23 protein-coding genes and 3 pseudogenes are annotated in these 24,405 nt (G+C 44.7%); 11 read left to right on the top strand and 15 right to left on the bottom strand.

Translation table 11 applies throughout. From position 1 onward, the window contains the following. Positions 1–140: 140 nt before the first annotated feature. Positions 141–2,747 carry a helicase HerA domain-containing protein gene (locus QUB20_RS03670; RefSeq protein ID WP_333245773.1) on the bottom strand — a complete coding sequence of 869 codons (2,607 nt, stop codon included), beginning with the start codon at positions 2,745–2,747 and terminating at the stop codon, positions 141–143. An 8-nt stretch (positions 2,748–2,755) separates the two neighbouring features. Then, positions 2,756–3,628 (bottom strand): hypothetical protein, encoded by an 873-nt coding sequence (locus QUB20_RS03665; RefSeq protein WP_333245778.1) that lies wholly within the window; start codon positions 3,626–3,628, stop codon positions 2,756–2,758. A 610-nt stretch (positions 3,629–4,238) separates the two neighbouring features. On the opposite strand from QUB20_RS03665, the gene QUB20_RS03660 reads away from it, so the two are divergent. The 7 genes and pseudogenes from QUB20_RS03660 (at position 4,239) to QUB20_RS03630 (ending at position 10,236) form a co-directional block, all read left to right on the top strand. Next, complete coding sequence (locus tag QUB20_RS03660; RefSeq protein ID WP_333055760.1) at positions 4,239–4,727, top strand: helix-turn-helix domain-containing protein; 489 nt, start codon at positions 4,239–4,241, stop codon at positions 4,725–4,727. A 138-nt stretch (positions 4,728–4,865) separates the two neighbouring features. Next, positions 4,866–5,243 carry a hypothetical protein gene (locus QUB20_RS03655; RefSeq protein WP_333245780.1) on the top strand — a complete coding sequence of 126 codons (378 nt, stop codon included), beginning with the start codon at positions 4,866–4,868 and terminating at the stop codon, positions 5,241–5,243. A 3-nt stretch (positions 5,244–5,246) separates the two neighbouring features. After that, positions 5,247–5,660, top strand: a complete 414-nt coding sequence (locus QUB20_RS03650) for an HNH endonuclease signature motif containing protein (RefSeq protein WP_333245784.1) — start codon at positions 5,247–5,249, stop codon at positions 5,658–5,660. A 680-nt stretch (positions 5,661–6,340) separates the two neighbouring features. Then, positions 6,341–6,859, top strand: a pseudogene (locus tag QUB20_RS03645) (GDP-mannose 4,6-dehydratase); the annotation flags it as partial. Then, positions 6,842–8,197 (top strand): annotated as a pseudogene (locus QUB20_RS03640) (LAGLIDADG family homing endonuclease); the annotation flags it as partial. The pseudogenes QUB20_RS03645 and QUB20_RS03640, both read left to right, overlap by 18 nt. Next, positions 8,198–8,626: pseudogene (locus QUB20_RS03635) on the top strand (GDP-mannose 4,6-dehydratase); the annotation flags it as partial. A gap of 221 nt (positions 8,627–8,847) precedes the next feature. After that, positions 8,848–10,236 carry a UDP-glucose/GDP-mannose dehydrogenase family protein gene (locus QUB20_RS03630; protein ID WP_333055756.1) on the top strand — a complete coding sequence of 463 codons (1,389 nt, stop codon included), beginning with the start codon at positions 8,848–8,850 and terminating at the stop codon, positions 10,234–10,236. A gap of 279 nt (positions 10,237–10,515) precedes the next feature. On the opposite strand, the gene QUB20_RS03625 is transcribed toward QUB20_RS03630, so the two are convergent. Beyond that, the gene (locus QUB20_RS03625; RefSeq protein ID WP_333242135.1) at positions 10,516–10,986 is read right to left on the bottom strand and encodes a hypothetical protein; all 471 of its coding nucleotides are present in this window, start codon (positions 10,984–10,986) and stop codon (positions 10,516–10,518) included. Positions 10,987–11,292: 306 nt separating this feature from the next. Here QUB20_RS03625 and QUB20_RS03620 point away from each other — a divergent pair, with 306 nt between their 5' ends. The 4 genes from QUB20_RS03620 to rpsU all read left to right on the top strand — a co-directional run bounded on the left by QUB20_RS03620 (position 11,293) and on the right by rpsU (position 13,473). Beyond that, a complete protein-coding gene (locus QUB20_RS03620) occupies positions 11,293–11,511 on the top strand; it encodes a helix-turn-helix transcriptional regulator (RefSeq protein WP_333055754.1) in 219 nt (72 codons plus the stop codon). 211 nt (positions 11,512–11,722) lie between these two features. Next, positions 11,723–11,905, top strand: a complete 183-nt coding sequence (locus QUB20_RS03615; protein ID WP_333245787.1) for a hypothetical protein — start codon at positions 11,723–11,725, stop codon at positions 11,903–11,905. A 66-nt stretch (positions 11,906–11,971) separates the two neighbouring features. Further along, positions 11,972–13,106, top strand: a protein-coding gene (gene prfB, locus QUB20_RS03610; protein WP_333055751.1) for a peptide chain release factor 2 whose coding sequence is annotated in 2 segments (ribosomal slippage) — positions 11,972–12,043 and positions 12,045–13,106 — 1,134 coding nt in all. Because the reading frame shifts where the segments join, the coding sequence is not laid out codon by codon here. Positions 13,107–13,278: 172 nt separating this feature from the next. Next, positions 13,279–13,473 carry a 30S ribosomal protein S21 gene (gene rpsU, locus QUB20_RS03605; RefSeq protein WP_006632476.1) on the top strand — a complete coding sequence of 65 codons (195 nt, stop codon included), beginning with the start codon at positions 13,279–13,281 and terminating at the stop codon, positions 13,471–13,473. 11 nt (positions 13,474–13,484) lie between these two features. Here rpsU and QUB20_RS03600 read toward each other — a convergent pair whose 3' ends face one another. The 12 genes from QUB20_RS03600 to QUB20_RS03545 all read right to left on the bottom strand — a co-directional run bounded on the left by QUB20_RS03600 (position 13,485) and on the right by QUB20_RS03545 (position 24,322). After that, positions 13,485–14,945 carry an AtzE family amidohydrolase gene (locus QUB20_RS03600; protein ID WP_333245790.1) on the bottom strand — a complete coding sequence of 487 codons (1,461 nt, stop codon included), beginning with the start codon at positions 14,943–14,945 and terminating at the stop codon, positions 13,485–13,487. Between the two features lie 14 nt (positions 14,946–14,959). Next, a complete protein-coding gene (locus QUB20_RS03595) occupies positions 14,960–15,136 on the bottom strand; it encodes a DUF4089 domain-containing protein (protein ID WP_193974111.1) in 177 nt (58 codons plus the stop codon). Between the two features lie 118 nt (positions 15,137–15,254). Further along, complete coding sequence (locus QUB20_RS03590; RefSeq protein WP_333245793.1) at positions 15,255–15,716, bottom strand: KGK domain-containing protein; 462 nt, start codon at positions 15,714–15,716, stop codon at positions 15,255–15,257. 97 nt (positions 15,717–15,813) lie between these two features. Continuing rightward, positions 15,814–16,266, bottom strand: a complete 453-nt coding sequence (locus QUB20_RS03585; RefSeq protein WP_333245796.1) for a hypothetical protein — start codon at positions 16,264–16,266, stop codon at positions 15,814–15,816. A gap of 11 nt (positions 16,267–16,277) precedes the next feature. Continuing rightward, positions 16,278–16,586 (bottom strand): hypothetical protein, encoded by a 309-nt coding sequence (locus QUB20_RS03580; protein ID WP_333245799.1) that lies wholly within the window; start codon positions 16,584–16,586, stop codon positions 16,278–16,280. A 26-nt stretch (positions 16,587–16,612) separates the two neighbouring features. Next, positions 16,613–16,897, bottom strand: coding sequence for an amidohydrolase family protein (locus tag QUB20_RS03575; protein WP_333245802.1), 285 nt, complete (start codon positions 16,895–16,897; stop codon positions 16,613–16,615). Further along, positions 16,882–17,802: an FkbM family methyltransferase gene (locus tag QUB20_RS03570; RefSeq protein ID WP_333055745.1), complete on the bottom strand. Its 921-nt coding sequence runs from the start codon at positions 17,800–17,802 to the stop codon at positions 16,882–16,884. Before QUB20_RS03570 ends, QUB20_RS03575 begins: the two co-directional genes overlap by 16 nt. Before the next feature lie 93 nt (positions 17,803–17,895). Continuing rightward, positions 17,896–18,405, bottom strand: a complete 510-nt coding sequence (locus tag QUB20_RS03565; protein WP_445299372.1) for an ureidoglycolate lyase — start codon at positions 18,403–18,405, stop codon at positions 17,896–17,898. A 102-nt stretch (positions 18,406–18,507) separates the two neighbouring features. After that, a complete protein-coding gene (locus tag QUB20_RS03560) occupies positions 18,508–20,058 on the bottom strand; it encodes a cobyrinate a,c-diamide synthase (protein WP_333245805.1) in 1,551 nt (516 codons plus the stop codon). 383 nt (positions 20,059–20,441) lie between these two features. After that, positions 20,442–21,806 carry a glucose-6-phosphate dehydrogenase assembly protein OpcA gene (opcA, locus tag QUB20_RS03555; protein WP_333245808.1) on the bottom strand — a complete coding sequence of 455 codons (1,365 nt, stop codon included), beginning with the start codon at positions 21,804–21,806 and terminating at the stop codon, positions 20,442–20,444. 176 nt (positions 21,807–21,982) lie between these two features. After that, complete coding sequence (gene zwf / locus QUB20_RS03550) at positions 21,983–23,512, bottom strand: glucose-6-phosphate dehydrogenase (RefSeq protein WP_333245811.1); 1,530 nt, start codon at positions 23,510–23,512, stop codon at positions 21,983–21,985. Positions 23,513–23,515: 3 nt separating this feature from the next. After that, positions 23,516–24,322, bottom strand: a complete 807-nt coding sequence (locus QUB20_RS03545; protein WP_333245814.1) for a hypothetical protein — start codon at positions 24,320–24,322, stop codon at positions 23,516–23,518. Between the last annotated feature and the right edge of the window lie 83 nt (positions 24,323–24,405).

Here is a 24,405-nt window from a genome sequence, read left to right as displayed (position 1 = left end):
AATCATCTTTGGGTAAATGGGCGAGATACCGTTTGACAATTTTGGGGAAGTTAGAAAATAGCATTTCAGTTGATTATCAATAATTTATAACTCTGCAATTATACATTGTTAGACCTATTTTAGCAATCTTTTCCTATCATTCAACACTTCTGGCCTATGACATTATCATTTAATCGACAAATAGCCGCCTGAAAACCTAAAATTAACTTTTCTCTGTCACGATCCATAAACTCATCCATAGAAACAATGACATCATCATCTTTTAAAAAGGTTTCTAGTTGTTGTCTGACTCCTGGTTTATTCTTAAAGTTCTCTGTAGCTACCCGGCGAGCCGCATCCCAACCAGGGACATAATAGAAAGCTTCACCCGGTGAAAAGATACCCGATAACTGTGCTTCACCTTCCGTTAAACACATGGCCCTACCGAGATATTCTCTATCATCGGGAGAAGGTAAGCGGTGCATTAGCTTTAAATTTGTAGCATCTACAATCGATTGTGCCAAGGCTGCTGGCGATTGATCGACTACGATTACCCCTTCTCCTGCTGCACGCATTTCACGCATGATTTGAGCAAACTTATCAACCACTTGAGATTTAGAATTACCGTCCTCTCCAGAAGTTTGGACTTTACCGAGTATATTATGGGCTTCTTCAACCAAGATTACATGGCGTAAATCTAAATCTGTTGCTCTTTCGCCCGTGCGTTGTGGCTGAAACTGTCCAATTCTGACAGTACGGATATACTCGAAAACAAAAACTAGCATGAACAGAGAAAATAAAGATTGTTCTTCTTTATTTAACCCACCGAGTTCAAAAATCACGGGTTTGCTAAGAAGTTCCGCGAATGGCAAGGGTCTGTTTGCTTGCAGCATTGAACCCTCACCTCTTTTAGAAACCAATCGAGATAATCTTGCTTTAAGCGCCCCTTTCATGCGATCGCCTACTTCTCGATCGCTTCCATAATTCTTCTGGGCTAAATCAAGAACTTTGTTATATAGTTCTTGCATGGTAGGAGTTTCCAAAGATTTGCCATCTTTATCAACATCGCCTCCCCGACTGTGAGCTAATTGCCATTTCTTCTTGTCATAATGATAATCAATAGCTTCCTGAATAAAAGACGGCAGCGGATTTTCTAGAGGTAATGCTCCCATAAAGCAGTCAAATATCCTTGAAATATGCTCCTGTAGCGCAATTCCAGGCATAACATCAAATGGGTTAAAGCGCAAAGGAGTAATCAATTCTTGACCAGGGGTAAAAATGAGCAAATCATCTTTAAATTGAGGTAGTCGCTTGAGATAGCGATATTCAGGTGTGACCTTGGGGTCAAATACCATAAAAGGTATTCTATGCTTTTCCCATAACTGAGTCAAAATGTTAAAAGTTGTCGTTGTCTTACCACTACCAGAACCGCCCACAACAAGTAGATGAGTTTTTAGCTGCTCAATATCAAATTCACAACACTCGTCAGTTTTAACATTGCGGTAGTAATTACCGATAGTAATTGTTTTACACTTTGTATCCTTGGATGTTTCAGAAACAGAAGCTGAGCCTGTATCGTACTCCACACCTGCACAAGGCTGATTGATTGGAATGGGTAAACGGAAAAATGCTGCCGCTTCATCTAAATCTACCAAGCGATGCAATCTTTTGAGCATTCCTGGTCCGCCGGGAAATCCACGCAATATCTTTCCTGATGTATCCCACATTCCCGGCGTACAACTTTGTTCGTTTATATTAACTTGTAATGCGGTTTGTACTGCATATTGGCTATCAATAACTTGTACGACTCGCGGACTAACCGTGTTTGCCGTACAGGTTGACGCTAGCTGGTTAGCAACGCTTTGACAAGTATCCCCATCGGGCGAAAAAACTCGGAAATTGTAAAGAAAAACTATCCCTGAATAATACCTTTTCTTGATATCTTCATACACTGACTTGGCTCTTTGGGTATTGCTGTCAGGATCGATCTCTTCTTCACGGATACCCTTACTAATTTGATTTAGTGCCTCTAAGTATCGAGAAGTAGTTTTTTTCTCGTAGCCTTCTACTCTCGTTGGCACTAAGGTTAAATCGATACAAACAGGTTGTTTATATCCTTGAAGTTGCTCAAATAAGGCTACCATGTTATTCGCCTTGTTAACTTGAAAGCTGCCAGGAGAGTAATAAAAATTTTGACGCTGCCTATCGTCGGGGTCTAGCCATTGAAAAATTTCTTCTGACTTGATAATTTCATAGCAAGAAAGCTGCTGATTAGAGTCAAGCCACAATGGTCGCGAGTCAAATTTATTTTCTGTGTTCTCCTCAAATTGGTAGAGTGGCGACCTCAAGCTACTCTTGATATGTTGTGCTTGCTTTTTTTGAAGATCCTCTGCTATTTTTTGGCTGCTATTGCTTGCTACCCGTGCTAGGAAATATACCTCTGTAGATTTAGATCCTTGCGGTGCTGGATGGTAAACAATTCTCAGACTATAGCCGCAAGAAGCGTTAGCACTTGGATCGTCAAATTGGCTGTAGCTGAAATAAGCCAGACTTTTGAGCAAACTTTTTTGCCACCCGGCAACAAAACCAACTCTTCCAGACGGATCTAAATGTTCCATGAGCTTAAAGCGACCTGATGCAAAGTCAGAAAGTGCCTTCAGCTTAAAAACGTTTATAGCATGAAAATTGTAAGTATCGATTTCTTGAGGCTGACCCGTACCTGGTGCAGAACCTCTCCAATATTTAACTCCAGATGTATTAGTAAGCATGGTAGTATTTACTGAAACTCATTAAGGATATCCTTCTTGCTTTCCGCGATGATTTCTTCGTTTTTAGTCTGATGCACAAATTCTTTAACTGTTCCTCCTTTCTGCAGCATATTGTTGTGGATAATCTTGCCAACTGAACGAGACATTATTGTATGCAATACCCTCAAATCATCCCACTGAAAGCTTCGGCAAAGACGATTTCGCTTTAGTTCTTCTTCTTCCAGTTTTATTTTTTCATATTGCCTGTTTCTTTCTATATTTGCCTCTTGATACTGAGCCAATTTTGATTCATTCTTTCTCTTAGCTTCAGCTACCTGAGAATTTGATTGCAAGTAAACTCCTAATGCACCAATTGCTCCCACCATGGCAAGGACTTGTAAACCCCCATTCCCTGAAAAAAATAAACCAGCAGCGATGAGCGCCAAGACAACTAAAGCTGCATCTGGAATTAAAGGTTGAATGTTAGCTGCTTCAGGTCGTATTGGTGGATCTGGAAGTTTTGGCGGTTCTTCTGGCTGGACAATCATCATCATTTGGATATCTGCCCAATTGGAGTCACCGAAGTAATCGATTCCCGCAATAAACTGCATATTAGTATAGATAGAGTTTCTGAGATTAGCTGTAACCCTAGCCCTCACATCTTTATCAATTTTGAGTGTGTTTCCAGCACCTTCTATCATCCAACCAGCGTTGGTATAAAAAACATCTATGGGGACTTGTTGTGCTTGCAGTTCCGCTTTGAGGATGTCATGTAAGTTAACTGTCTCAAACTTGAATCCCTTTGTTTCTATTACGGCAGAAAACTCCCAAATAACCCAAGATTGCGTCAGAATGGCTGGTTTTGACTGTAATCTCGTTTTTTCAGTTCTAAAATCATTCATAGTCATATCTCCTATCAAATCTGGGCTTTTTAGAAAGCAACTGCTAAGCTTCCTTCGCCAAGCAATCGCCCTCTCGAAGTCGATCGCCCGCAAGCCGCTTGCAACCCTCTGTTTATCTATCAGGCTAGAACCCTAACTTTTATGCAAAAGTTACAGAATTTTTTACAAAAGTTTACAAATAGCCTTAGCTACCGATAAACTTCTAAGCTTATATGACCAAGCCAAACTCTTGCATAGCAAAGCTTTCGTCGCGATCGCACTCACAAATAACTCAGTCTGCAGAAGGCGCATTGCAGCCTCCCATTTATTTATCAGGGGCCAATCCAGAAAATTATGCAAAATCCCAGAAAATAAATTAAAAAAATTACCGGCAGTGGCCGAAACTAGAGTCAAAGCGAGAAATTTACAAAAATTCAGCCCTACTCCCCTGTCGGGTCGCTAACTGTAGTCAGTAATAGCTCAAAAGCCGTCCCACCAACTTTTTGACTTGTAACTTGCACCCTTTGCGCTTTAGCCTACACTTATCATACGCTAGCTGAGTCTGGTAACAACCTGACACTCATCAGGAGTTATGTTAGAATTCCATCAGGAAATTTAGACACACCCATCTATGGCATCCACAAACGATCGCTTCGTCGAAGCCGAAAGCCGCTGGGACTTAAAAACTCTGTACTCGGACTTGGCCGCCGTTAAGGGAAAGCCCCTCACCCCCGTAGAAAAGCTGCATCTGCGGGGGTTGCTTTGTGGCTACAGTCCCGCTGAAATCGCCGAAAAGCTGAAAAAGAATCCCAAGGGTGTTGAAACTGACCTGTGTGCCACTATTTATAAATACGTTAAAGCCTTTCTGGGTAAAGGCGTTGAAAAGATAGAAAATTGGAGAAATATTGCGGAATGGCTTGAGGATGCTGGATATAAAACTCAGTCGTCTGCTAAATTCCCAACCAAAGATTTATTACCTGAAAATTGTGTTGTTAATGTAACGAATATAAATATAGATAAAAATCAAATAGTATTTTTTATTAACCTGCGAATACCAACCTCACCAGATTCAGAACTCTCCATACAAAATCTAGACATCAACGATAACAACGGTAACTAAAATTTTGCCACAAATCAACAGATTGGTAGGGTGAAGCGACTAAAATCAGGAAGGGCGATCGCACCTTTACCCGATCGCGCGGGGCGATCGCACTTCTCTTGTGCTAGGATTCAATGAGAGCATTAGTGACTAACAAAAATGGCAACAATTACCCTTCAAATTCCCGACGAACTGGCTCAACGTCTAGAACCTCTGCAAAATCGCTTGCCCGAACTGCTTTGGCAACTTCTAGAACTAACTAAAAAGCCCACAACTATTGAGCCAGAAATCACCACTCCTAGTGGCGAGATTCCTACAGTTTATCAAGAAATTCTGGAGTTTTTGATCAAGAGTCCAATTCCACAAGACATTGTTAGTTTCAAGGTTTCACAACAGGCTCAGACACGCCTCCAAACTTTGCTTGACAAAAACCGCGAATCGACCATAAATCCAATGGAAATAGCAGAATTAGATGTTTACGAACAGCTAGAACATCTGATGATTTTACTAAAAGCAAGAGCCTATTCAGCGATTTGATAAATGACTTCTAGTTTAATTCCTGCCGAACTCCGCAGATTAGTTATTGAAAGAGCTTCAGGACACTGTGAATATTGCCTGATTCATCAAGATGTTTCAATCTACAGCCATGAAGTAGACCATATTATTGCCTTAAAACATGGTGGTCAAACTCGTGCTGATAATCTCGCTCTTTCTTGTTTATCTTGTAACCGCTATAAAGGTTCCGATCTAGCTACTATAGACCCTATTAATGACGAAATTGTCCCTTTGTTTAATCCACGCCGTCTGGTATGGGACGAACATTTTGTTCTTAATGATGCCAGAATAGAAGGCATCACTCAGATTGGTCAAGCTACTTCAAGATTACTCAAACTCAATGCTCCAAATCGCATACTTGAGCGTCAAGTTTTGATCGATATAGGACGGTATCCCTAAACAAGGCTAAGAACAACGCTATGGAAATTTCGCAGTTAGTCGATCGCGACTAAGGCCAAATAAACCGGGTTTCTCGGAAAAATATTTGCTTGCTCAACTTTATCTACGAATAAACCAGGTTTCTAGCCTCTGACAAGCGAATTTCAAAGGTGGTACCCGCCACGTGATTTATCCGTGGAATCAATCCAAAATCTAAAATCCTCAAGCCCCCGCATTTATCTCGCGCAAGTCAATTCTTTAATCTAAAATCTAAAATCTAAAATCGATTGACGCGCGTCAGCCCTGTTTACATAAACTGGATTAACCTATTCTCAAACAAGCCCGTGAAGCGTAGCCATAGCTGCAATCAGCCTTTTCTTAGATAACTCAAGACAGAAGCGATCGCTTCACCAATCACAACTAAAAAACAATTAATACCTATTAACTCAAAAGTTAATTATTGTCAACAGTGTTTTTTCGGAAATATTAAAGTTTAAATAAAAATTGCTACCCACATTTGCGAATTATAGCACTTTGTTCAAAGTATTGGCAAATGCTAAGTTAATTAAAGATTTGATGAAAGAGACGCAGAAGTGTTTACATTGTCGATCGCAATTTTGTTATTCTATTAGCAAGTTTCATTTGATAGACTGAATTTTTGTACCCCAGTCCTACCCCTAAACAGAACGGCAGTTTCCACAATGAGAATTTTAGTCACAGGCGGTGCGGGTTTCCTCGGTTCCCACCTAATCGATCGCTTAATGGCCCAAGGACATGAGGTAGTCTGCCTGGATAATTTTTACACCGGGACTAAACGCAATATCCTCAAATGGCTGGACAACCCGTATTTTGAGCTGATCCGCCACGACATCACGGAACCGATTCGGTTAGAGGTAGATCAGATTTACCATCTGGCTTGTCCCGCTTCCCCTATACACTATCAGTACAACCCTGTCAAGACAATTAAAACAAACGTCATCGGCACGATGAATATGTTGGGATTGGCCAAACGGGTAAAAGCAAGATTCTTTCTCGCTTCCACTTCCGAAGTGTACGGAGATCCTGACGTACATCCACAAACAGAAGATTATCGCGGCAACGTTAATTGTATCGGGATCAGATCGTGTTACGACGAAGGGAAGCGAGTAGCTGAAACCTTATCTTTTGATTACCACCGTCAAAATGGTGTAGACATTCGAGTTGTGCGAATTTTTAACAGTTTGACAGGCGATCAAAAAGTTCTCTATTACAAAGGAGATCGACTTTATTACGAAACATTTGAGGAATGCTACAGCCGGATCGGAGGTGACATATCAAATGTTTCAGTTCCTTGCTTTGACGAACAGGGAAAAATGCGCTTAAAACCAATCTCGGCAATTTGGAAACACAAAGTGACGAAGAAAGGGTATAAAATTGCAACAACCTGGGGCAAACAAGTAAAAATTACTGAAGACCACAGTTTGTTTACTCGCGACAGCCAAGGGTTGCCTCAAGCCGTATTTGGCAAAGACTTAAAGGTTGGGGATGATGTAGCTGTTCCCAGTTACATTCCTTTTATCGATCGTCCCTTGGAACCTTTTTACATCAGCGATAAAGTTAATGCACCAGGGCTGTGGGTAATCAGCGAGGATGCGATCGCATACTTAGAAAAATTCCGAGAGCAGATATATGGATATTTCGCTCGAAAAGGAATCAGCAATCGCCAATACTTCAGCACCATCAAAAAATACGAAGCCGGCAACAAAATTCCCTGGCAACTTTGGCAAGAATTGGGATTACCTTTGACACAAAAAGACAAAATATCTGGCTATCAATCCGTCAAAGCAATCAACAATTACATCAAAAATGTCAGTGATTTCCTGTGGTTTTTGGGATTTTACTTAGCAGAAGGCTGTTTGGTTCATACAGAAAAAGACCGCCAGCTCGTATTTAGCTCAAATGTCAAATATCTGGAAAAGCTGATCCGGGTGACGCGAGAGTTATTTGGCTGCGAGTGTGAAATCAGATTTGACAAAGAGGAGAAAAGAGCGCCATCCGTTAACGTCAGGTCAAAAATAATTGTCGATCTAGTTGTCAATATTTTGGGGTTTGGCAAAGAATTAAGCACCAAAAAAGATATACCCAATTGGATTTTGCAACTTCCCAAAGAACAGTTAGTTCACTTTTTACACGGTTTCTGGGAAGGCGACGGGAATCACGACGCGAAAACAACGGGTTCGCTGCTAGTGTTTAACAGTTCCAGCCAAAAAATCATTGAAAAACTGGTGCTAATTCTAGCTAAATTCGGGATAGTTGGAAGTGTGTCGGAATTCGAGACAACAGTGCGAAAAGGAGACAGCAAAAAATACAAGTCTTACCGGATAACGGTTCAAGGGTTGGACGAGTACAGCATTCTCAATCTGGCTAATGCTAAACAAAAACTGCAAGCTCAAATCACAGGGGATTTAGCTTGGGCAAAAGTTAAAGCCATAGAAGAGTTTGAAATCGATGAGGATGTATACGACTTTTCTGTTCCCGACGGAGAGAATTTTGTAGGCGGTACTTACTGCGTTTGCTGTCATAATACCTATGGCCCCCGGATGTTGGAAAATGACGGCAGAGTAGTCAGCAATTTTATTGCTCAAGCTTTGCGGAATCAACCGCTGACAGTATACGGCGACGGTTCCCAAACACGTAGTTTCTGCTACGTTTCTGATTTGGTGGAAGGATTTATTCGTTTGATGAATAGCGACAAAATCGGGCCGATGAATTTGGGGAATCCCGGCGAATACACTATATTGGAACTGGCACAAAAAATTCAAAACACGATTAATCCAGGGGCAGAAATTATCTTTAAACCGCTGCCGGAAGACGATCCAAAACAGCGACAACCGGATATTACTCGTGCTAAAACTTGGTTGGGGTGGGAGCCAACTGTGCCGCTGGATCAAGGTTTAGAGTTGACTATAAAGGATTTTCGCGATCGCATCGAGGGAAACCAAAAGTAGAGAGTGGGGATTTGTAGGGGCAAAACCCCTGTGGTTGGCCCTGAAATTGGTAGGGGCAAACCCCCCGTGGTTGCCCTCTAGGGGTAGGCACGGGGAGTAGGGGTAGCACTACCCCTACAAGCTGTTTTTTCCTTCTATCCTAGATAACTAAAGCCTTCTCCCTTCTTCCTTCTTGTTTCAACATCCCATCTAATTTATTTACTAGCTTTGAGGAGATTTCTATGCAGGTTTGTGTCATCGGTACAGGATATGTTGGCTTAGTCACCGGCACTTGTTTGGCCCACATCGGCCACCACGTGATTTGCGTAGACAACAACGAAGAAAAAGTTAAATTAATGAAGTCGGGACAGTCGCCTATTTTTGAACCTGGACTGTCTGAATTAATGTCTTCTGCATCTGCGTCTGGCAATCTAGAATTTACTTCGGATTTAGCAGCGGGAGTGTCTCACGGGGATATTTTGTTTATTGCGGTGGGGACGCCTCCTTTGCCTACTGGGGAAAGCGATACTCGCTACGTGGAAGCGGTTGCTCGGGGAATAGGAGCTCACCTCGATGGCGATTACAAAGTCATTGTTAATAAATCTACTGTGCCCATCGGTTCCGGGGACTGGGTGCGAAGAATTGTACTAGACGGTTTAGCAGAACGTCAAAAACCTCACAGCGGTGATGAGGTTACTGGTGAGGAAGTAGCAGCAAACAAAGGTGTTCAATTTGATGTGGTTAGCAACCCGGAGTTTTTGCGGGAGGGCTGTGCTGTTTTTGATACTTTTAATCCCGATCGCATTGTTCTCGGTAGCAACTCTCGGCGGGCTATGGATATGATGCTACAGTTATATCGGCCGATTGTCGATCGCAAGTTTGCAGAAAATCAGTCTTTGCCGGAAGTTCCTGTGGTGATGACGGATATCAGTTCAGCGGAGATGATTAAGTACGCAGCTAATGCTTTTTTGGCTACGAAGATTAGCTTTATTAATGAAGTTGCTAATATTTGCGATCGTGTCGGTGCAGATGTTAGTCAAGTGTCCCGAGGTATCGGTTTAGATTCACGGATTGGCAACAAGTTTCTGCAAGCTGGCATTGGTTGGGGCGGTTCCTGTTTCCCCAAAGATGTCTCGGCTTTAGTTCACACTGCTGACGATTACGGCTACGAGGCGCATTTGCTGAAAGCGGCAGTGGAAGTTAACCAACGCCAGCGGTTCATTGCTATTGAAAAGTTGCAGCACGTTTTGAAGATTCTCAAAGGTAAAACTGTCGGACTTTTGGGTTTGACTTTCAAGCCGGATACTGACGATTTGCGGGATGCCCCAGCGCTGATTTTAATCGAGAATTTGAATCGGTTGGGAGCGAAAGTTAAAGCTTACGATCCGATTGTTTCTCAAACTGGGATGCGTCACGGTTTGTCGGGAGTTTTGGTAGAAACTGACCCGGAAAGGTTGGCCGACGGTTGCGATGCTTTGGTGTTGGTGACTGACTGGGAACAGTTTCGCAATTTAGATTACGATAAAATGGCGAAGTTGATGAATCATCCGGTGATGATTGATGGCCGCAATTTCTTAGACAAGAAGGCTTTAGAAGCGGCTGGTTTCCAATATGTGGGGATTGGAAGGTAAAGAAGAGTTTTGATCGGAACCTCTATCCCGTAGGGTGCGCCGAAGCGCACCTTACATTTACAGCATATTCGGTGGTTGATGAAGTACAGTAGCCACTATATTTATGTTGTGTGATTTTAATATGTAGGGTGCGGATCTGCGACCTTTTAAATAGAACTTGCAGATTGATGGGTGGCGACGCACCGATGCTTACTACAAGATAGTGTGTACTACATATACATGGAATATGCTGTATCTTGCTGGTGGCCAACAATTGCCGATTTATCCGCCCCGCCTGCTTTAAAACTTTTCCATCAATGTTTTTTCTTGAGCGTAAACATTTCGTAGTTGTTGCAGCGCTGAGGCAGAAATTACCGATTTAACTGTAGCTACTAATTTACCCCATTCAAGCAAGCTGTCAACTGAAACAGCCGCTTTGAAGTTGTACGTATAGAATTTAGTCCAAAATTCTGGTGCTTGTGTCCGTTTCCAGCGTTTGTACCAGGCGACAAAATCTTGAGCACAGGGCGGTTTTACTTCTAAGATTGGGGGGAAATCGGCGTAGCTGACAAATCGACTCAGGCCTTTGGCATGAACGTACACCACGTTGTGGCAGCAATCGATCCGGTATATCTGTTCCGGTGATATGTTGAACAGGAGTGCTACTGTTTCTTCGGTGACAAATCTCGATCGCGGATTGACGATCGACGATTTGTGAATAATTTTTGAGGCGCTGATAGTTGACGATCTTAACTGATTTTCTGATATCATTGTAGTTGCATCTGGTGGTGGTAGCTAAATCTATCTCTGCTAAGTGCGATCGACAGAAATTATCTGTCGGGATTAATTTTAACTGGCGATCGTCTTTAGTTTCGTTGACTCCGCCGCAAAACGGAGACAAGCCCCGACTTCTGCCATGAGAGGCGCAAAATTTTCGACCAACGTTCAAGCTCCCAGATTCATCTTTAGAGTCAATCTAAAATCTAAAATCTAAAATCTAAAATCTAAAATCGAATGACCGGGGGCGATCGCTTTTTGATATATTATACTAAATCCAAAATTTTGTAAATAGTGAATATGAGCAAAGGCTTAGTAAGGTTGCGGGTTCGAGAGTTGGCGGCCCAGAAGGGATGGACGCTCAAAGAGGTTGCGGAGCGATCGGGCGTGGGCTACAGTACGATTAGCAATTATGCCCGTTCTCAGGGTATGGCAATGGTTGACTTTGCAGCAGTTCACAAGCTGGCTCAAACTTTTGATGTGATGATTGAGGATTTCGTGGTAATCCTAGAAAAATAGTAGAAGGTTTTGCTTAAATTATAATGTGGTAGCGATCGACTTTTGATGCGATCATCGAAGTTTTGATGTAATGATTTCAGCAATTGTCGATCGCCCGCAACCAAACTCGATCGCCTATCATTAAAGTAACTCGCTTGCAGCAGCGCGTCAGGAGAACCAAACTGTTTGCTATTATGCAAAGACCAGGAGTTCAACAGCTTGCAGACATTCAGTGCGAAATCCTAAAAACAGTCCAGAACCAACAAATTCGGGAATATCAATTTCCCAGCGACAGTGCGAACTGCCGGCAAAGTTTTGGATGTCCGTACAGGAATCCAAACAACAGCAGTCCTCGAAGTGCACGGGCGGCAAACTTGACTCATTTATCAAAGCTGGTGTGCTGCTGAAAAATTGATTTGCACATTTAGAGCAAAATTTCAGCTAAACTCAAAAATACACCCCACAACTAGGAGAACTCACAGTGGAAGTTCTAGACATCAAACACAATATCGAAACATTGTCCGATCGACTGGGTACAACCCAGGACTATCTTTGACATCCCCGCACTCACAGCCAAAATTCAAGACTTAGAGCAAATCTGCGCCCAACCAGCATTTTGGGACGACCAAGATAGAGCTCAAGAAACCCTCCAAGAACTTAATGACTTCAAATCTCATCTAGACCAATATCGCGGCTGGCAAACGAGCTTGGAAGATGCTAAAGCTATTTTAGAACTGCTGGAGTTAGAAGCCGACGAGTCCCTGTTCCAAGAAGCCTCATCGAGTCTTTCTCGGTTAACCCGCGAACTCGACCAGTGGGAACTGCAACAATTACTATCGGGGCCCTACGATGAAGGCGGCGCCGTTTTGACAATTAACGCCGGGGCCGGCGGCACAGATGCTCAAGATTGGGCCGAAATGTTGCTGCGGATGTACACCCGCTGGGGGGAAAGTCAAGGTTACAAAGTACATTTAATGGAAATTTCCGAGGGAGAGGAAGCAGGTGTTAAATCGGCTTCTTTGGAAATTGTCGGCCGTTACGCTTACGGTTATATGCGATCGGAAAAAGGCACTCACCGCTTGGTCAGAATTTCGCCTTTTAATGCTAACGACAAGCGTCAAACCAGTTTTGCTGGCGTTGAAGTGATGCCAATTCTCGATCGATCCGTCAAGTTAGACATTCCAGAAAAAGATTTGGAAATCACAACTTCCCGCGCGGGCGGCAAGGGCGGGCAAAACGTTAACAAAGTAGAAACCGCAGTCCGCATCGTTCACATTCCTACCGGTTTGGCTGTCCGCTGTACAGAGGAACGCAGTCAGTTGCAAAACAAGGAAAAAGCTTTGGCATTACTCAAGGCTAGGCTGTTGGTGGTTGCTAAGGAACAGCGGGCTTCGGAAATTGCCGAGATTCGCGGCGACATGGTAGAGGCAGCTTGGGGCAACCAAATTCGCAATTATGTTTTTCACCCATACCAAATGGTCAAGGATTTGCGTACTGGAGTGGAAACAACCGCCATCGCAGATGTGATGAACGGCGAATTAGAGCCGTTTATTCAAGCTTACCTGCGACAGGAAAATCAGTTGGTAGCCCAAACTGATTCAACCGCGGGAATATAATTGGCGCCTTGACATACAAAGTCTGCCTGTGGAGACTAAAGAATCAAGAGCCGTGATGGCAGCGGATTTGGTATAATTTTGGGGTTTTGGTCGATCGCCCGACCTTCAACAGGTCGCGCGGCCAAAAAGCTTGATATGATAAAACTTGATCTACCGAACAAAAGGAGAAATAATGACCCAAGTTGTAATAGGCGAAAATGAAGGGATTGAGTCAGCCCTACGACGGTTTAAGCGACAAGTTTCTAAAGCGGGCATTTTCCCCGACATGAGAAAGCACCGCCACTTTGAAACCCCGTTGGAAAAGCAGAAGCGCAAAGCTATTGCCAGAAGGACTAAGAGACGCTTCCACCGCAACAACAAACCCTAGAATTATTAGCACTAAATTGATTCGGCAGATATAATGCCTTGCGATTCTAGTACCGCAGCGACTCGGAGAATCACCGCTTCGCTGTAGGGAGCACCAATAATTTGTACCCCCAAGGGCAAAGCGCCGGGCCGCTGTACGGGCACGCAAAGAACGGGCAAGCCAATAAATGATAGGGGTTGGGTGAACAGTCCGAGATTGGGACGCACTAAGATTTCTTGTCTGGCTATTACCATTTTCTCGACGCCAATTTCAGGGGCTGCTATCGGGGTGGCGGGTGCGAGGATGATGTCTGTTTGTTGGAATATTTCGCGAATTCGATCGCGGTACCACTGTCTGAATCTCTGCGCTTGCAAGTACCAAGTCGCAGGGATCAGGGTTCCCGCTAAAAAACGATCGCGCGTGGCAGGATCGAAGTCTTGAGGGCGCGATCGTAAATTGTCTAAATGCAAGTTTCCCCCCTCGCAGGCGGTAATGATAAATGCAGCAGCCCTGGCGCGATCGGATTCCGGTATGCTGACAGTCGCAAGCCCCCCTATTTTTGGGGGGTTTGTTGTTTTTTCCGTGCTTATACCACAATCCAAGACATTTGTCAAGGCTTTAGCCACTATTTCTACAGCATCCATTGCTTCCGGTTCGGCCCCTGTGGCGAAATACCCGTCAGCAACAGCAATTCGCAATCCTTCGATGCCTTGATTTAACTGCGGCGAACAAAGTTCTGGCGGGCGTTGAGTGCAAACTGGGTCACGAGAATCAGGGCCTTGTAGGATATCGTACAGCAGCGCCATATCTCTGATCGATCGCCCAAACGGCCCCACACAATCCAAACTACCCGAAAATAAATAAGCGCCAGCCCTCGACAAACGGCCGTAAGTAGGCTTAAACCCAAAGACACCGCACAAAGCAGCCGGTACGCGGATGGAACCGTTAGTATCAGAACCGAGGGTGATGGGTACTAAACCGGCGGCGACTGCTGCTGCGGAACCGCCGCTGGAACCGCCGGCGATGCGCGTAGTATCGCGGGGATTGCGAGTCGGGCCGTAGTGGCTGTTTTCGGTGACGAAACCGTAGGCGTACTCATCCATGTTGAGCGTACCGACAAGCACAGCCCCGGCTTGTTTTAGTCGCGCGACCCCCGCCGCGTCCTGGGTAGCCGGAGGATTGTCAGCGTTGATTTTTGACCCAGCTAGAGTAGTAATTCCGCCGACATCAAACAGGTTTTTGACTGCGAAGGGAACGCCTGCTAAAGGGCCTGGGTTTTGGTTATTTGCGATCGAATTATCTATATTTTCGGCTGCTGCGAGTGCGCTTGATTCAGTGATTGCAGTAAAGCAATTGAGGACGTTATCTCGATCGGCAATTCGTTCTAATGCCGCAGTCACAACCGCTGTCGCTGTAATTTTACCACTTTTAACCGCTGATGCTGTGGCGACTGCATCCGCTTGTGCTAAAAATTTACGTTCCTCTGCGTTCATCTGCGGTTAAAAATCTAAGGTTCAAACACCGGCGCGACTTCTACTTCTGGGGGTAAAGGGAATTCAGTAACGAGTCGGGCGATCGCAGCTATTCTCTCGAAGTTTACCACAACACCGGGGCGGTGTTCCGGGTCTAAGGGTAAGTTTATCAGTTCGGCCGTGCGATCGACATATTCTTCTATATTTATCATTAGTCCATCCCAAATAACATCAGCGTTCATCCGCGTACATCTGCCCACATCTGCGGTTGAAAATCTAAGATTCAGATCTAGGTGCGATGATTATTGTATTGTAATCGCGATCGGGCTGTCATTTATTATCGCTCAGTTTTTTGTATTCCTCGGATTGTCTGATATCATCTAGAGGCGATTTTGGCTCTAGTGGTTCATCAGGATAAAACTTTATAGATGTCTGCGTTTTCACAGACTGGAAACTTTTATTAACTTCTATTTTAAGCTTTCCTTTTTGCCAACCTTTTGCACCAATCTTAAGAATTTGACAAGCGATTCCTTCTTGAGGGGAACTCCAGTTTATCTCTCCTGTCTGAATAGTTGTTTCTTCGCTAATCGACAGAGATTGCATCCAATAATATATCGCTTTCTTGCGAGATTCCTTTTCTGCTGCCTCGATATAATTTAGTATATAATCAAACTTGCTAGCGGCTAGCTCTTTAAACCTCCGCACCGTAAAAGTAGCTTTCCCCAATAACAAAACATCATCCTCGCCATCTAGTATCTCATAACTTCTATTGATTTCAATTTTTTCGTTCATTTTATTTCACCAAATTCTGCTGCTTCCTATTTGATACCATTTGAAGGTATTTGAGTCAAGGTGGGAAAGAAACAATTTGCGATCGCACTTTTCCCACTCAAACACTGACAGTTTCCCGCAACTTCTCAACAGCCACATCCAGCGGAGGCAAAGCAAAATCCTCAGCATCCATCAATTCCTTAACCTTCTCAAAAATCTCAACCTCCGCCTCTTCTTGATCCGTCAGCTTATCATAAAAACAAGGGTCAGTAAACCACTGCTCAAAAGCAAACCTTAACACCCCATTCGGGTCAAGCATAAACTGCCAATACTTAGAAACTCGGTTATCAACTACTTCAAACAGCGGTGCCGGAGTCTGTATGGGATAATAGCTGTAATTATCATCACAAATATAGTACCAAACTATTCCCTGCCACGATCGGATTGCATAAACAACATATTCCTTGCCAACAGTCAACGGCAATTCAACCTTTTTAGTATAACCTCTTGCCGGATCGATATAATTTTCCGGTAGAACTTCCCCAGTATTAGCAATACAGCGAACAATCATAACTTGTCTACCTATAAATTCTTAGGTGCTATTTTAGGATATTGTCGTTTAAATTTTAATTCAACTTGTTGGAAAATTTTTGTATTTTCAAACCAGTGCACTTGTACGGAAGCTCCATTAATTACAAAAGCCTGAATGCTAGTTATTTTGTACCAGTCTTCGGGATTACCTCCATAGAGAGCAACCAATCTGGAAACATCCCCTAGTATATCGTCAGGCCCGCCCTGAATAGCTCTAGAATTACCAGCCTTAGCATCTTGCAGTAGCAGTTGCTCCTGCAAATTTCTCGGACTCTCATCGGGAATAGCACCTTGATTCACAATTTAACAGCTTCAAATATTGTTTGTCAAATACCATAAAAACTAATTTTAGCAGGTGCAGTTTCCGCCAGCAACTTACCCCGCAAAATCACATACCGAACCGCAGCGCGCCTCCTAATTGCATCATAACAATCCTCAGCATCCAACACAATCAAATTTGCAGGTTTCCCCCCATCTATCCCATAATTATCATCTCCCAGATTGAGAGTTTTAGCACCGTTGAGAGTCACCATATTAAAACAAAGGGAAATCAGCCTAGATTTCCCTGCACTTGCAATTCTTATCCTCTGCAATATCAGTGTGTCATCCACTGTTGCAGGCGAGAAAATAAAGGACTCTCAGAATACAGCCAAACCACATCATCAGTCATCTTTCCTCCTTGCGCTTTAGACAATTGTAACCGATGGCCCAAACCTTCCCGTTTCGCCTCCAAGTTAAAAGCTTCATAGCCAAAGTCACCCATCACAGAGCAAAGTTCTGCTACACTTGAACCAGCCCGTTCCAGATGACTTCCTACAACTTCTGTCAACACCGCAGGGCGAAGCTTTTGCAGCGTTTGGGAGAAACCTTTAATCACATTCACCTCAAACCCCTCCACATCAATTTTAATAAAAGTAGCACCAGGAAGATTATCTGGGAGCATTTCATCTCCGCGATACACAGGTACTTGATACTGATTAGAAATCAGACTTCGATCTTTTTCTGGGAGTTGAGCGAAAGTACCCAAACCAGTAACATCTGTAGGCACTGTCAGTGTCAGTTCATTTCGCTCGTTAGAAAGCCCACACTGGTGCAGAGAAACTTTCTGCAATTCATTGTCTGTTACCGCAGCTTTTAATGTTTGAAACGCCAGAGGATTTGGTTCAAAAGAGTGTACGCATCCCGTTGTTCCTGTATGATAAGCAGCCAAAAGAGTAATCATGCCCGTATTTGCCCCCGCATCAATAAAACTGTCCCCAGGCTGTACAGCATTTTGGATGAAAAGTTGCGTGGGCAAGTCATAATAACGGCCTAAAAAATAGCTCATGCGATCGTTCCACTTGGAAAGATCCATCGCCATCCGATAACCGTGGAACTTGCCTCGAATCTCCCGTATAGGAGCATTTTTCCACAAATCATCCCGGTACACCCCTGTGAGTGTCATCAATTTTCCCCATCCAGGGAGTTCCCGGCGCGTATATGGTAAAATCAAAAGAGAATAGAGTGGATAATTCATAATTATTAGACCTCTCCCAAAACTATTAAACACGGTTAAGCAGGTATAATCAGCCTAGTTGATATCCTATCAAAATTCTACGATAAATTTTTCTTAAATCCAGACAATCTCAAATTCCTGATTGTGATTTTTCACAAAATCAAAGGTAAAATGGTCAACCACATTAGTATCGCTCAATTCCAGATTGTAAAAATCAACAAAATCCGCATCAAAATAAGGCCCAGCGTGCCAAGTCCCCACATCTAACTTAATAAAACAATTGCCCGGAATCCGAAAAGCAGCCATATCCTCTAAACTCGGTTTATAGCTATCCCCAGGAGGCGCAACCGCCATCAACCAATCCTTCCCATCCAAAGAACCCAAACACTGAGTACATTGAACGTGCCGCGTAATTTTGCGAAACTTGCGACCTTTATTGTGCAGCCGCATAATGTAAAATCTAGGAATACCATTTTGCAAATTTAACTGAGCATCCTCAGCATCGAAAGACTTGCCATCAACAGCAGCAAAAATAACTTGACCGTAACTCTGAAAATTCTCCGGTGTCACCCATTGTGCGGACAACTGCTTAGTCGAAATTGATTCGCTCATAAATTCCAACATCCCCTCTCTGCTTTCCATCAAAAACATTCTAATACAGTAACTCCTGTCTCTTCTCTTCTCTTCTCTTCTCTTCTCTGTGCCCTCTGTGTCCTCTGCGGTTAATTAAATAAAAAAATCTAGTTCACTTTCTCGATCGCCCAAAACACCCTTACAATAAAAATCAGCACACTGCTGCAAAAAACGAACCGCAATATCAGGACGAGCACCCCAGTGTAAATGCAAATAAGAAGCGTGCACCTGACAAACTCCCCAACCTTCAGCAACCGCCTCAACCTCCCCCCGCTTCCCATACCTCCAACTGTGATAAACTGGATTACTCGGTTCAACAGTTAAATGCGATCGATGAAACTCATGTCCCCAAACCTCATCAAGAGCAGTTAACACCGAACTATCCCTCACCGCCACAGCTTCTCGGTATCCCAGCGTCAAACGCTTACCCATCGCAGCAGCAGTTTCCAACACTCCCACCCCTTGCCAAGAATTGCCATCGAAGTCTACAATAGAATCGCACAAATACATCAAACCGCCGCACTCCGCATAAGTCGGCATTCCCGAAAAAATCGCCCTTCTTACCGCATCCCGAATTAAAACATTACCGCTCAATTTTTGAGCAAACACTTCGGGAAAACCACCACCAAAATATAACCCTTGCACATTGTCAGGAAACACCGAGTCATCAAGGGGACTCCAGAATACCAACTGGGCACCCAACTCTTCCAACAAATCAAGATTGTCCTGATAGTAAAAATTAAAAGCCCGATCGCGCGCAACCGCAATCCTCACTCCAAATTGTTTTCCCAAAGAGTTGACAACATCATTTTTTTGAGTTACAATTCCCGAAGGGAGAGTGTGCCTACCCAAAAGTTGCTCAGACCCCTCACCCCCCTCATTTCGAGTTGCAGCCAACAAAGGCAAAAGTTGCTCCCAGTCAAAACTAACAGCAGCCAAATCAGCCAGTTTATCGATCGCAGCATGAAGATTCGGCAACTCCTCAGCCGGAATCAGCCCCAAATGTCGATCGGGAATAGTAACAGCCTCATCCCTACGCAAAACCCCCAAAATAGGTAAATTGAGCGGTTTTAGAGCATCTTGAAGCAGTTCCAAATGTCGATCGCTCGCCACCCGATTCAGCACCAAACCAGCGAATTTAAGTTCAGGGTTAAAAGAACGAAAACCGTGGGCGATCGCAGCCACAGAACCAGAGAGCCTGCTGCAATCTATCACAAACAATACCGGCAAATTCAGCAAATAAGCAACATGAGCCGTAGAAGCAAAGGAAAAATCATAATTGCCTTCTTCTTTTCGATAATTAATCCGTGTATCCCTGTCAAAATTCGTGTCGTGCCTTCCTGATTCCTGATTTTTTCGACTCACTCCATCAAAGAGTCCCATCACCCCTTCAACTAAGGCATAATCGACATCTTGAATGTGACGAGAAAAACACTTTTTTACATAAGATTCAGACGTTAATACCGGGTCTAAATTCCGACAGGGGCGGCCAGTAACAAAAGCATGAAACATCGGGTCAATGTAATCGGGGCCAACCTTAAAAGACTGAACATTCAAGCCACGGCGGATTAAATAAGCTAAAAGGGCGATCGTTACAGTAGTCTTTCCCGCCCCGCTGCGTTCGCCAGCAATTACTAAAGTCATAGTTCTAGATTAGTTACAAAAAATACAGAAAGCAGACAACTGATAAAGTTATGAGTATTGGTCTCGAACTTGTCAACTAATACCTATTTAACGAACCGCGAAGACGCGAATACCGCGAAGGAAGAAGGAGAAGAAGAGAGGTAATTTTGTGGCTTTTTGGAAGTAATTTAACGTTTTGAATCAAAGAATATGATTAATTCAAACTCATAACTTCTAACTCACAACTTCTAAAAAAGTAGGGCAGACATTGCCTGCCCCACTGAATATTAACTCAATCCTTCTTCCTTCTTCCTTCTTCCTTCTTCCGACTTCCCTCGGACTGACATCCGTTACATCCGCTACATCCGTTACATCCGCTACACAATCCGTTGCCGAACTTCTTTTTACCGCTTAGCCAACTTCAGCATTTGAGCCGTCACTGCCAAACTTTCTTCGTAAAGCACATCTCGGCCCCAACTCTGCAAGTGCTGGCCCAGCAACTGTTCCGTCACCTGATCGAACAGAGGACTCACCTGGTTAAACCGATCGGTTTGAGCGCCACCCTTTGTTTCCATCCGCATACAGCCGCCCGCTTCCGAACACAGAACCGTACCGCAGTCAGCCTTTTCGTTTGTAGAATTCAAACGCAGAGCAATCAAATCGCCCGCGACATCACCCGAATCAGCAGTAGGAATAGCAGCCAACTCGGCTTCGATAACCCGTTCGTCCGGCCCCGCGAATTTAATTCGCTTGATGTGGTAATCGCCCTCTTCCTGTTTGAAAGCAACCGGACGCCACTGAAGCCGACTCGCCAGCCAACCCAAATACATCAGCGCTTGAGTAGAATTGTCCTGTTCGTAATCGATCGTCACCCGATCGATTTCCCGAATCGCAGCGCGACGTTCCGGGGCGTCAAAAGCCTCAGCAGCCAACTCCTGCCACGCGGCCAGCCGGCGCCAATTCAGATCCGCGATCGGAATTCCCTCTTCGATCAGACTTTGCATCAACAGCAATTCGGCTTCACACTCAGCAAAGCTGCTAGAGTCAACAATCACAGAACTGCTAACTGCCGCCAGCCGCTGGAACAAACCTCGATCGGCATCGGGATTCGCTTTCCACCACAGCAGCGTCGGCAAATCACCGATAGTCAACGCCGTCACGATGCCGCTCACCCGTTCCAAAGCAGCTTCCGTACCCCGCAGCGTAATGTACTCGCAGCAGATCAGATTGCCGCTGGTGCGCTTGTGAACCGGACAATAAGCAGCCACTTGAGCCTGCACGCCCGTATCTTCCCCCGCCGTCGGGCACAGAGCAATAATCCGGCAGGGATTGGCAGCCACAATCGCGTCAGCCACCCCCGATCCCCCGGAACCCAAGCCACTAGATCCCATCTCCTCACCACTGGAATTTTTGCGAGCCACTTCTTCCCGCAAAGTCGCCAGCAATTCATCGTTAGCTTTGCCTGTTCTGGGCAGCCCGTAAGCTTTTTGAGCCGCCCTGATGCTAGATGCCGTCATCGGCCCGGTAATACCGTCCACCGGCCCGTCGTAAAACCCCAGATCCGCTAATAAACGCTGAGTTTCTTCCGGTTCGTAGACTACAAAAGTAAAAGTTGTTGCCCTACTAGCGATCGGAAAATCGCCCTTCGACCCCGATTCTCTGTAACTTTCCCAAATTTGACTCAATTCGGCCTCTATTTGGTCGATCGACACATCTTTAGGACTTTGTAGCGAAACCAGAGGCGGAGCTTTCATCGGTGTCATCGTCATAAATCTTTTCTCCTTTCTTATTAGTTATTAGTCCTTAGTCCTTAGTCCTTAGTCATTAGTCATTAGTCATTGGTTCTTAGTCATTAGTCATTGGTTCTTAGTTAGCCGTTCTTAGCTAATAACTAATACTAATGCTGACCTATAACTAAGGACTAATGACTGCTGACTAATGGCTCTTAAAGTCTTCGCCACTTGCGGCCATCTCTGTTAATTAGCAGTTCTGCTTCCGCAGGTTCCCAAGTACCGGCTTCGTATTTAGGAACCAAATCTTGGTCGTTGGACGATTCCCAAGCCATCAAGGCCGGCGTTACCACCCGCCAAGCTTCTTCCACTTCATCAGAACGGGTAAACAAAGTTTGGTCGCCCAGCATACAATCAATTAACAGGCGATCGTAAGCATCCGAAGATGTCACCCCAAAGGAAGAACCGTAACTGAAATCCATATCCACCGTCCGCGTCCGCAAATCCGGCCCCGGCATTTTCGCCTCAAACCTCAGCGAAATCCCCTCGTTCGGATGCACGCGCATAGTCAAAACGTTAGGAGTAGTTTGTTGGGCCGCGGACTGAAAGATTAGCAGCGGAACTTCGCGGAACTGAATTGCAATTTCACTAACTTTTTTCGGCAACCGTTTGCCGGTTCGCAAGTAAAAAGGCACTCCCTGCCAGCGCCAGTTGTCAATCATAAACTTCATCGCCACAAACGTCGGCGTTGTCGAGTTGGGAGCAACCCCCGGTTCATCGTGATACCCAGGCACCTGTTTGCCCTTCATCCAACCTGCAGAATATTGACCCCGAATCGCTGAGAACTCCAAGTTATTCAAATCTGCCAAGCGAGTTGCTTGCAGAACTTTCATCTTTTCGGTGCGGATGCTGTCAGCGTCGAGCGAGTTCGGCGGTTCCATCGCCGTCAGACAGAAAATCTGCATCAAGTGGTTTTGCAGCATATCCCGCAACGCCCCAGAGGATTCGTAGTAACCCGCCCGGTCTTCTACGCCTACTGTTTCTGCAACTGTAATTTGTACGTGATCGACAAATTGCCGATTCCACAGCGGTTCAAAAATCGCGTTCGCAAACCGGAACACCATTAAATTCTGAACAGTTTCTTTACCCAAATAGTGGTCAATTCGGTAAACTTGCTGTTCTTGGCAAACCTTCTGCACGACTCGGTTAAGAGCTTTTGCCGAACTCAAGTCGCGGCCGAAGGGTTTTTCAATTACCAAGCGATGTTTTACTGGATCAACCAGCATTTGAGCCGCGCCCAGTTGCCTAATTGCTTCTGGGAAAAAATTCGGGGAAACCGAGAGATAAAATATGTGATTGCCGCGAGTTCTCCTTTCTTCGTCGAGTTCCGCTAAGAAAGCTTTGAGTTTTTGATAGCTTTCCGGGTTGTCAATGTCGCCCGGACAGTAGTACAAACCTTGAGCGAAATCTTGCCAAAATTCTTCATTGCCAATGCCACCGCCAAATTCTTCAATGCCCTCGCGCATTTGCTCTCGGAAGTAATCGTGACTCCAAGGGCGGCGGGCTACTCCCACGACAGTAGTTTCCGGTGGCAAGCGTCGATCGCGCTTCATCTGATAAATTGCAGGTACCAGTTTGCGCTGGGTGAGATCCCCAGAAGCTCCGAAGATTACCAGAATTTGTGGTTCCGGCACCCGTTCTTTTCGTAAACCGACCCGCAGTGGATTTTCAAGTAGCGTTACCATTATTTATTTTCCTTGTTCTAGTGCTGTTAACCGTGCCAAGACACCATGATAGTTTGCGGTCATTTCTGCTAGTTGCTGGGTGAGAGAGTTAATTTGCCCTTCATACTCTGCTTTGACTTCCGCTCTCACTTCCTCTCGGATTTTTACCCTTTCAGCAGCCAGTCGCACTTCCCAATCTCGATCGCGCTGTCGCAGTTCAGCTTTCAACTGCCTGTTTTCGGCTCGCAGTTGCTCCAACTCCAACGCCACAGCAGCAGCACGCCTATCCCTCTCTCGGTTTTGCTCTCGGATTTGCTCTCTAAGGCGCTGATTGTCCGATCGCAATTTCTCCAATTCTGAAACACCATCTTTATGAGTTCTCCCGCTTCCGTCTGAAGGAAATCGCTCCTCAACCAAGCGCTTAACGGCTGCACCAGTTGGAATGCCGTTGGGTGATGACTCTACTGCTTCTTGCCAGATTTGGATTTGTAATTCTGGCGATAATCCTGTTAGAGGACGGACTTGGCGCTCGTTGGCTGGAAATTTGAGACCCATGGGTCTCAAATTTTCCATTACCCGTGCTGCCCCTATAAATCGATCTGCTGTGCGTCTTGCTATGCCCCACTTATCCTGACAATAAGCCTCAAAAGTTTTTTGGGTTTCCCGATATAATTTCTGTTCCCGAATTTCATCAAGGGCTTTGCCAACTTCGTAAAAAGTCTGAAGTCCATTTTCTACAATGGATTCCAGTTCTTCCAGCCTAGCCCGTTCGGTGACATCAAGTTGGGCTGTTGCATACTCGCTTTCTAGTACGGTATTGGTAGTTGGCATAGCAATTCCTCAGCGGTTGTAGATGGAGAATTCGAGTTGGATCTTCTGGCGAGATTCCTGCTAGAGGACGGACTGGGTTTTCC

It is taken from the genome of Microcoleus sp. B4-C2 (assembly GCF_036705265.1).
Lineage (GTDB): Bacteria > Cyanobacteriota > Cyanobacteriia > Cyanobacteriales > Microcoleaceae > Microcoleus.
Note: the sequence above shows the minus strand (reverse complement) of the source record. Positions and strands in the feature narration are given on the sequence as shown.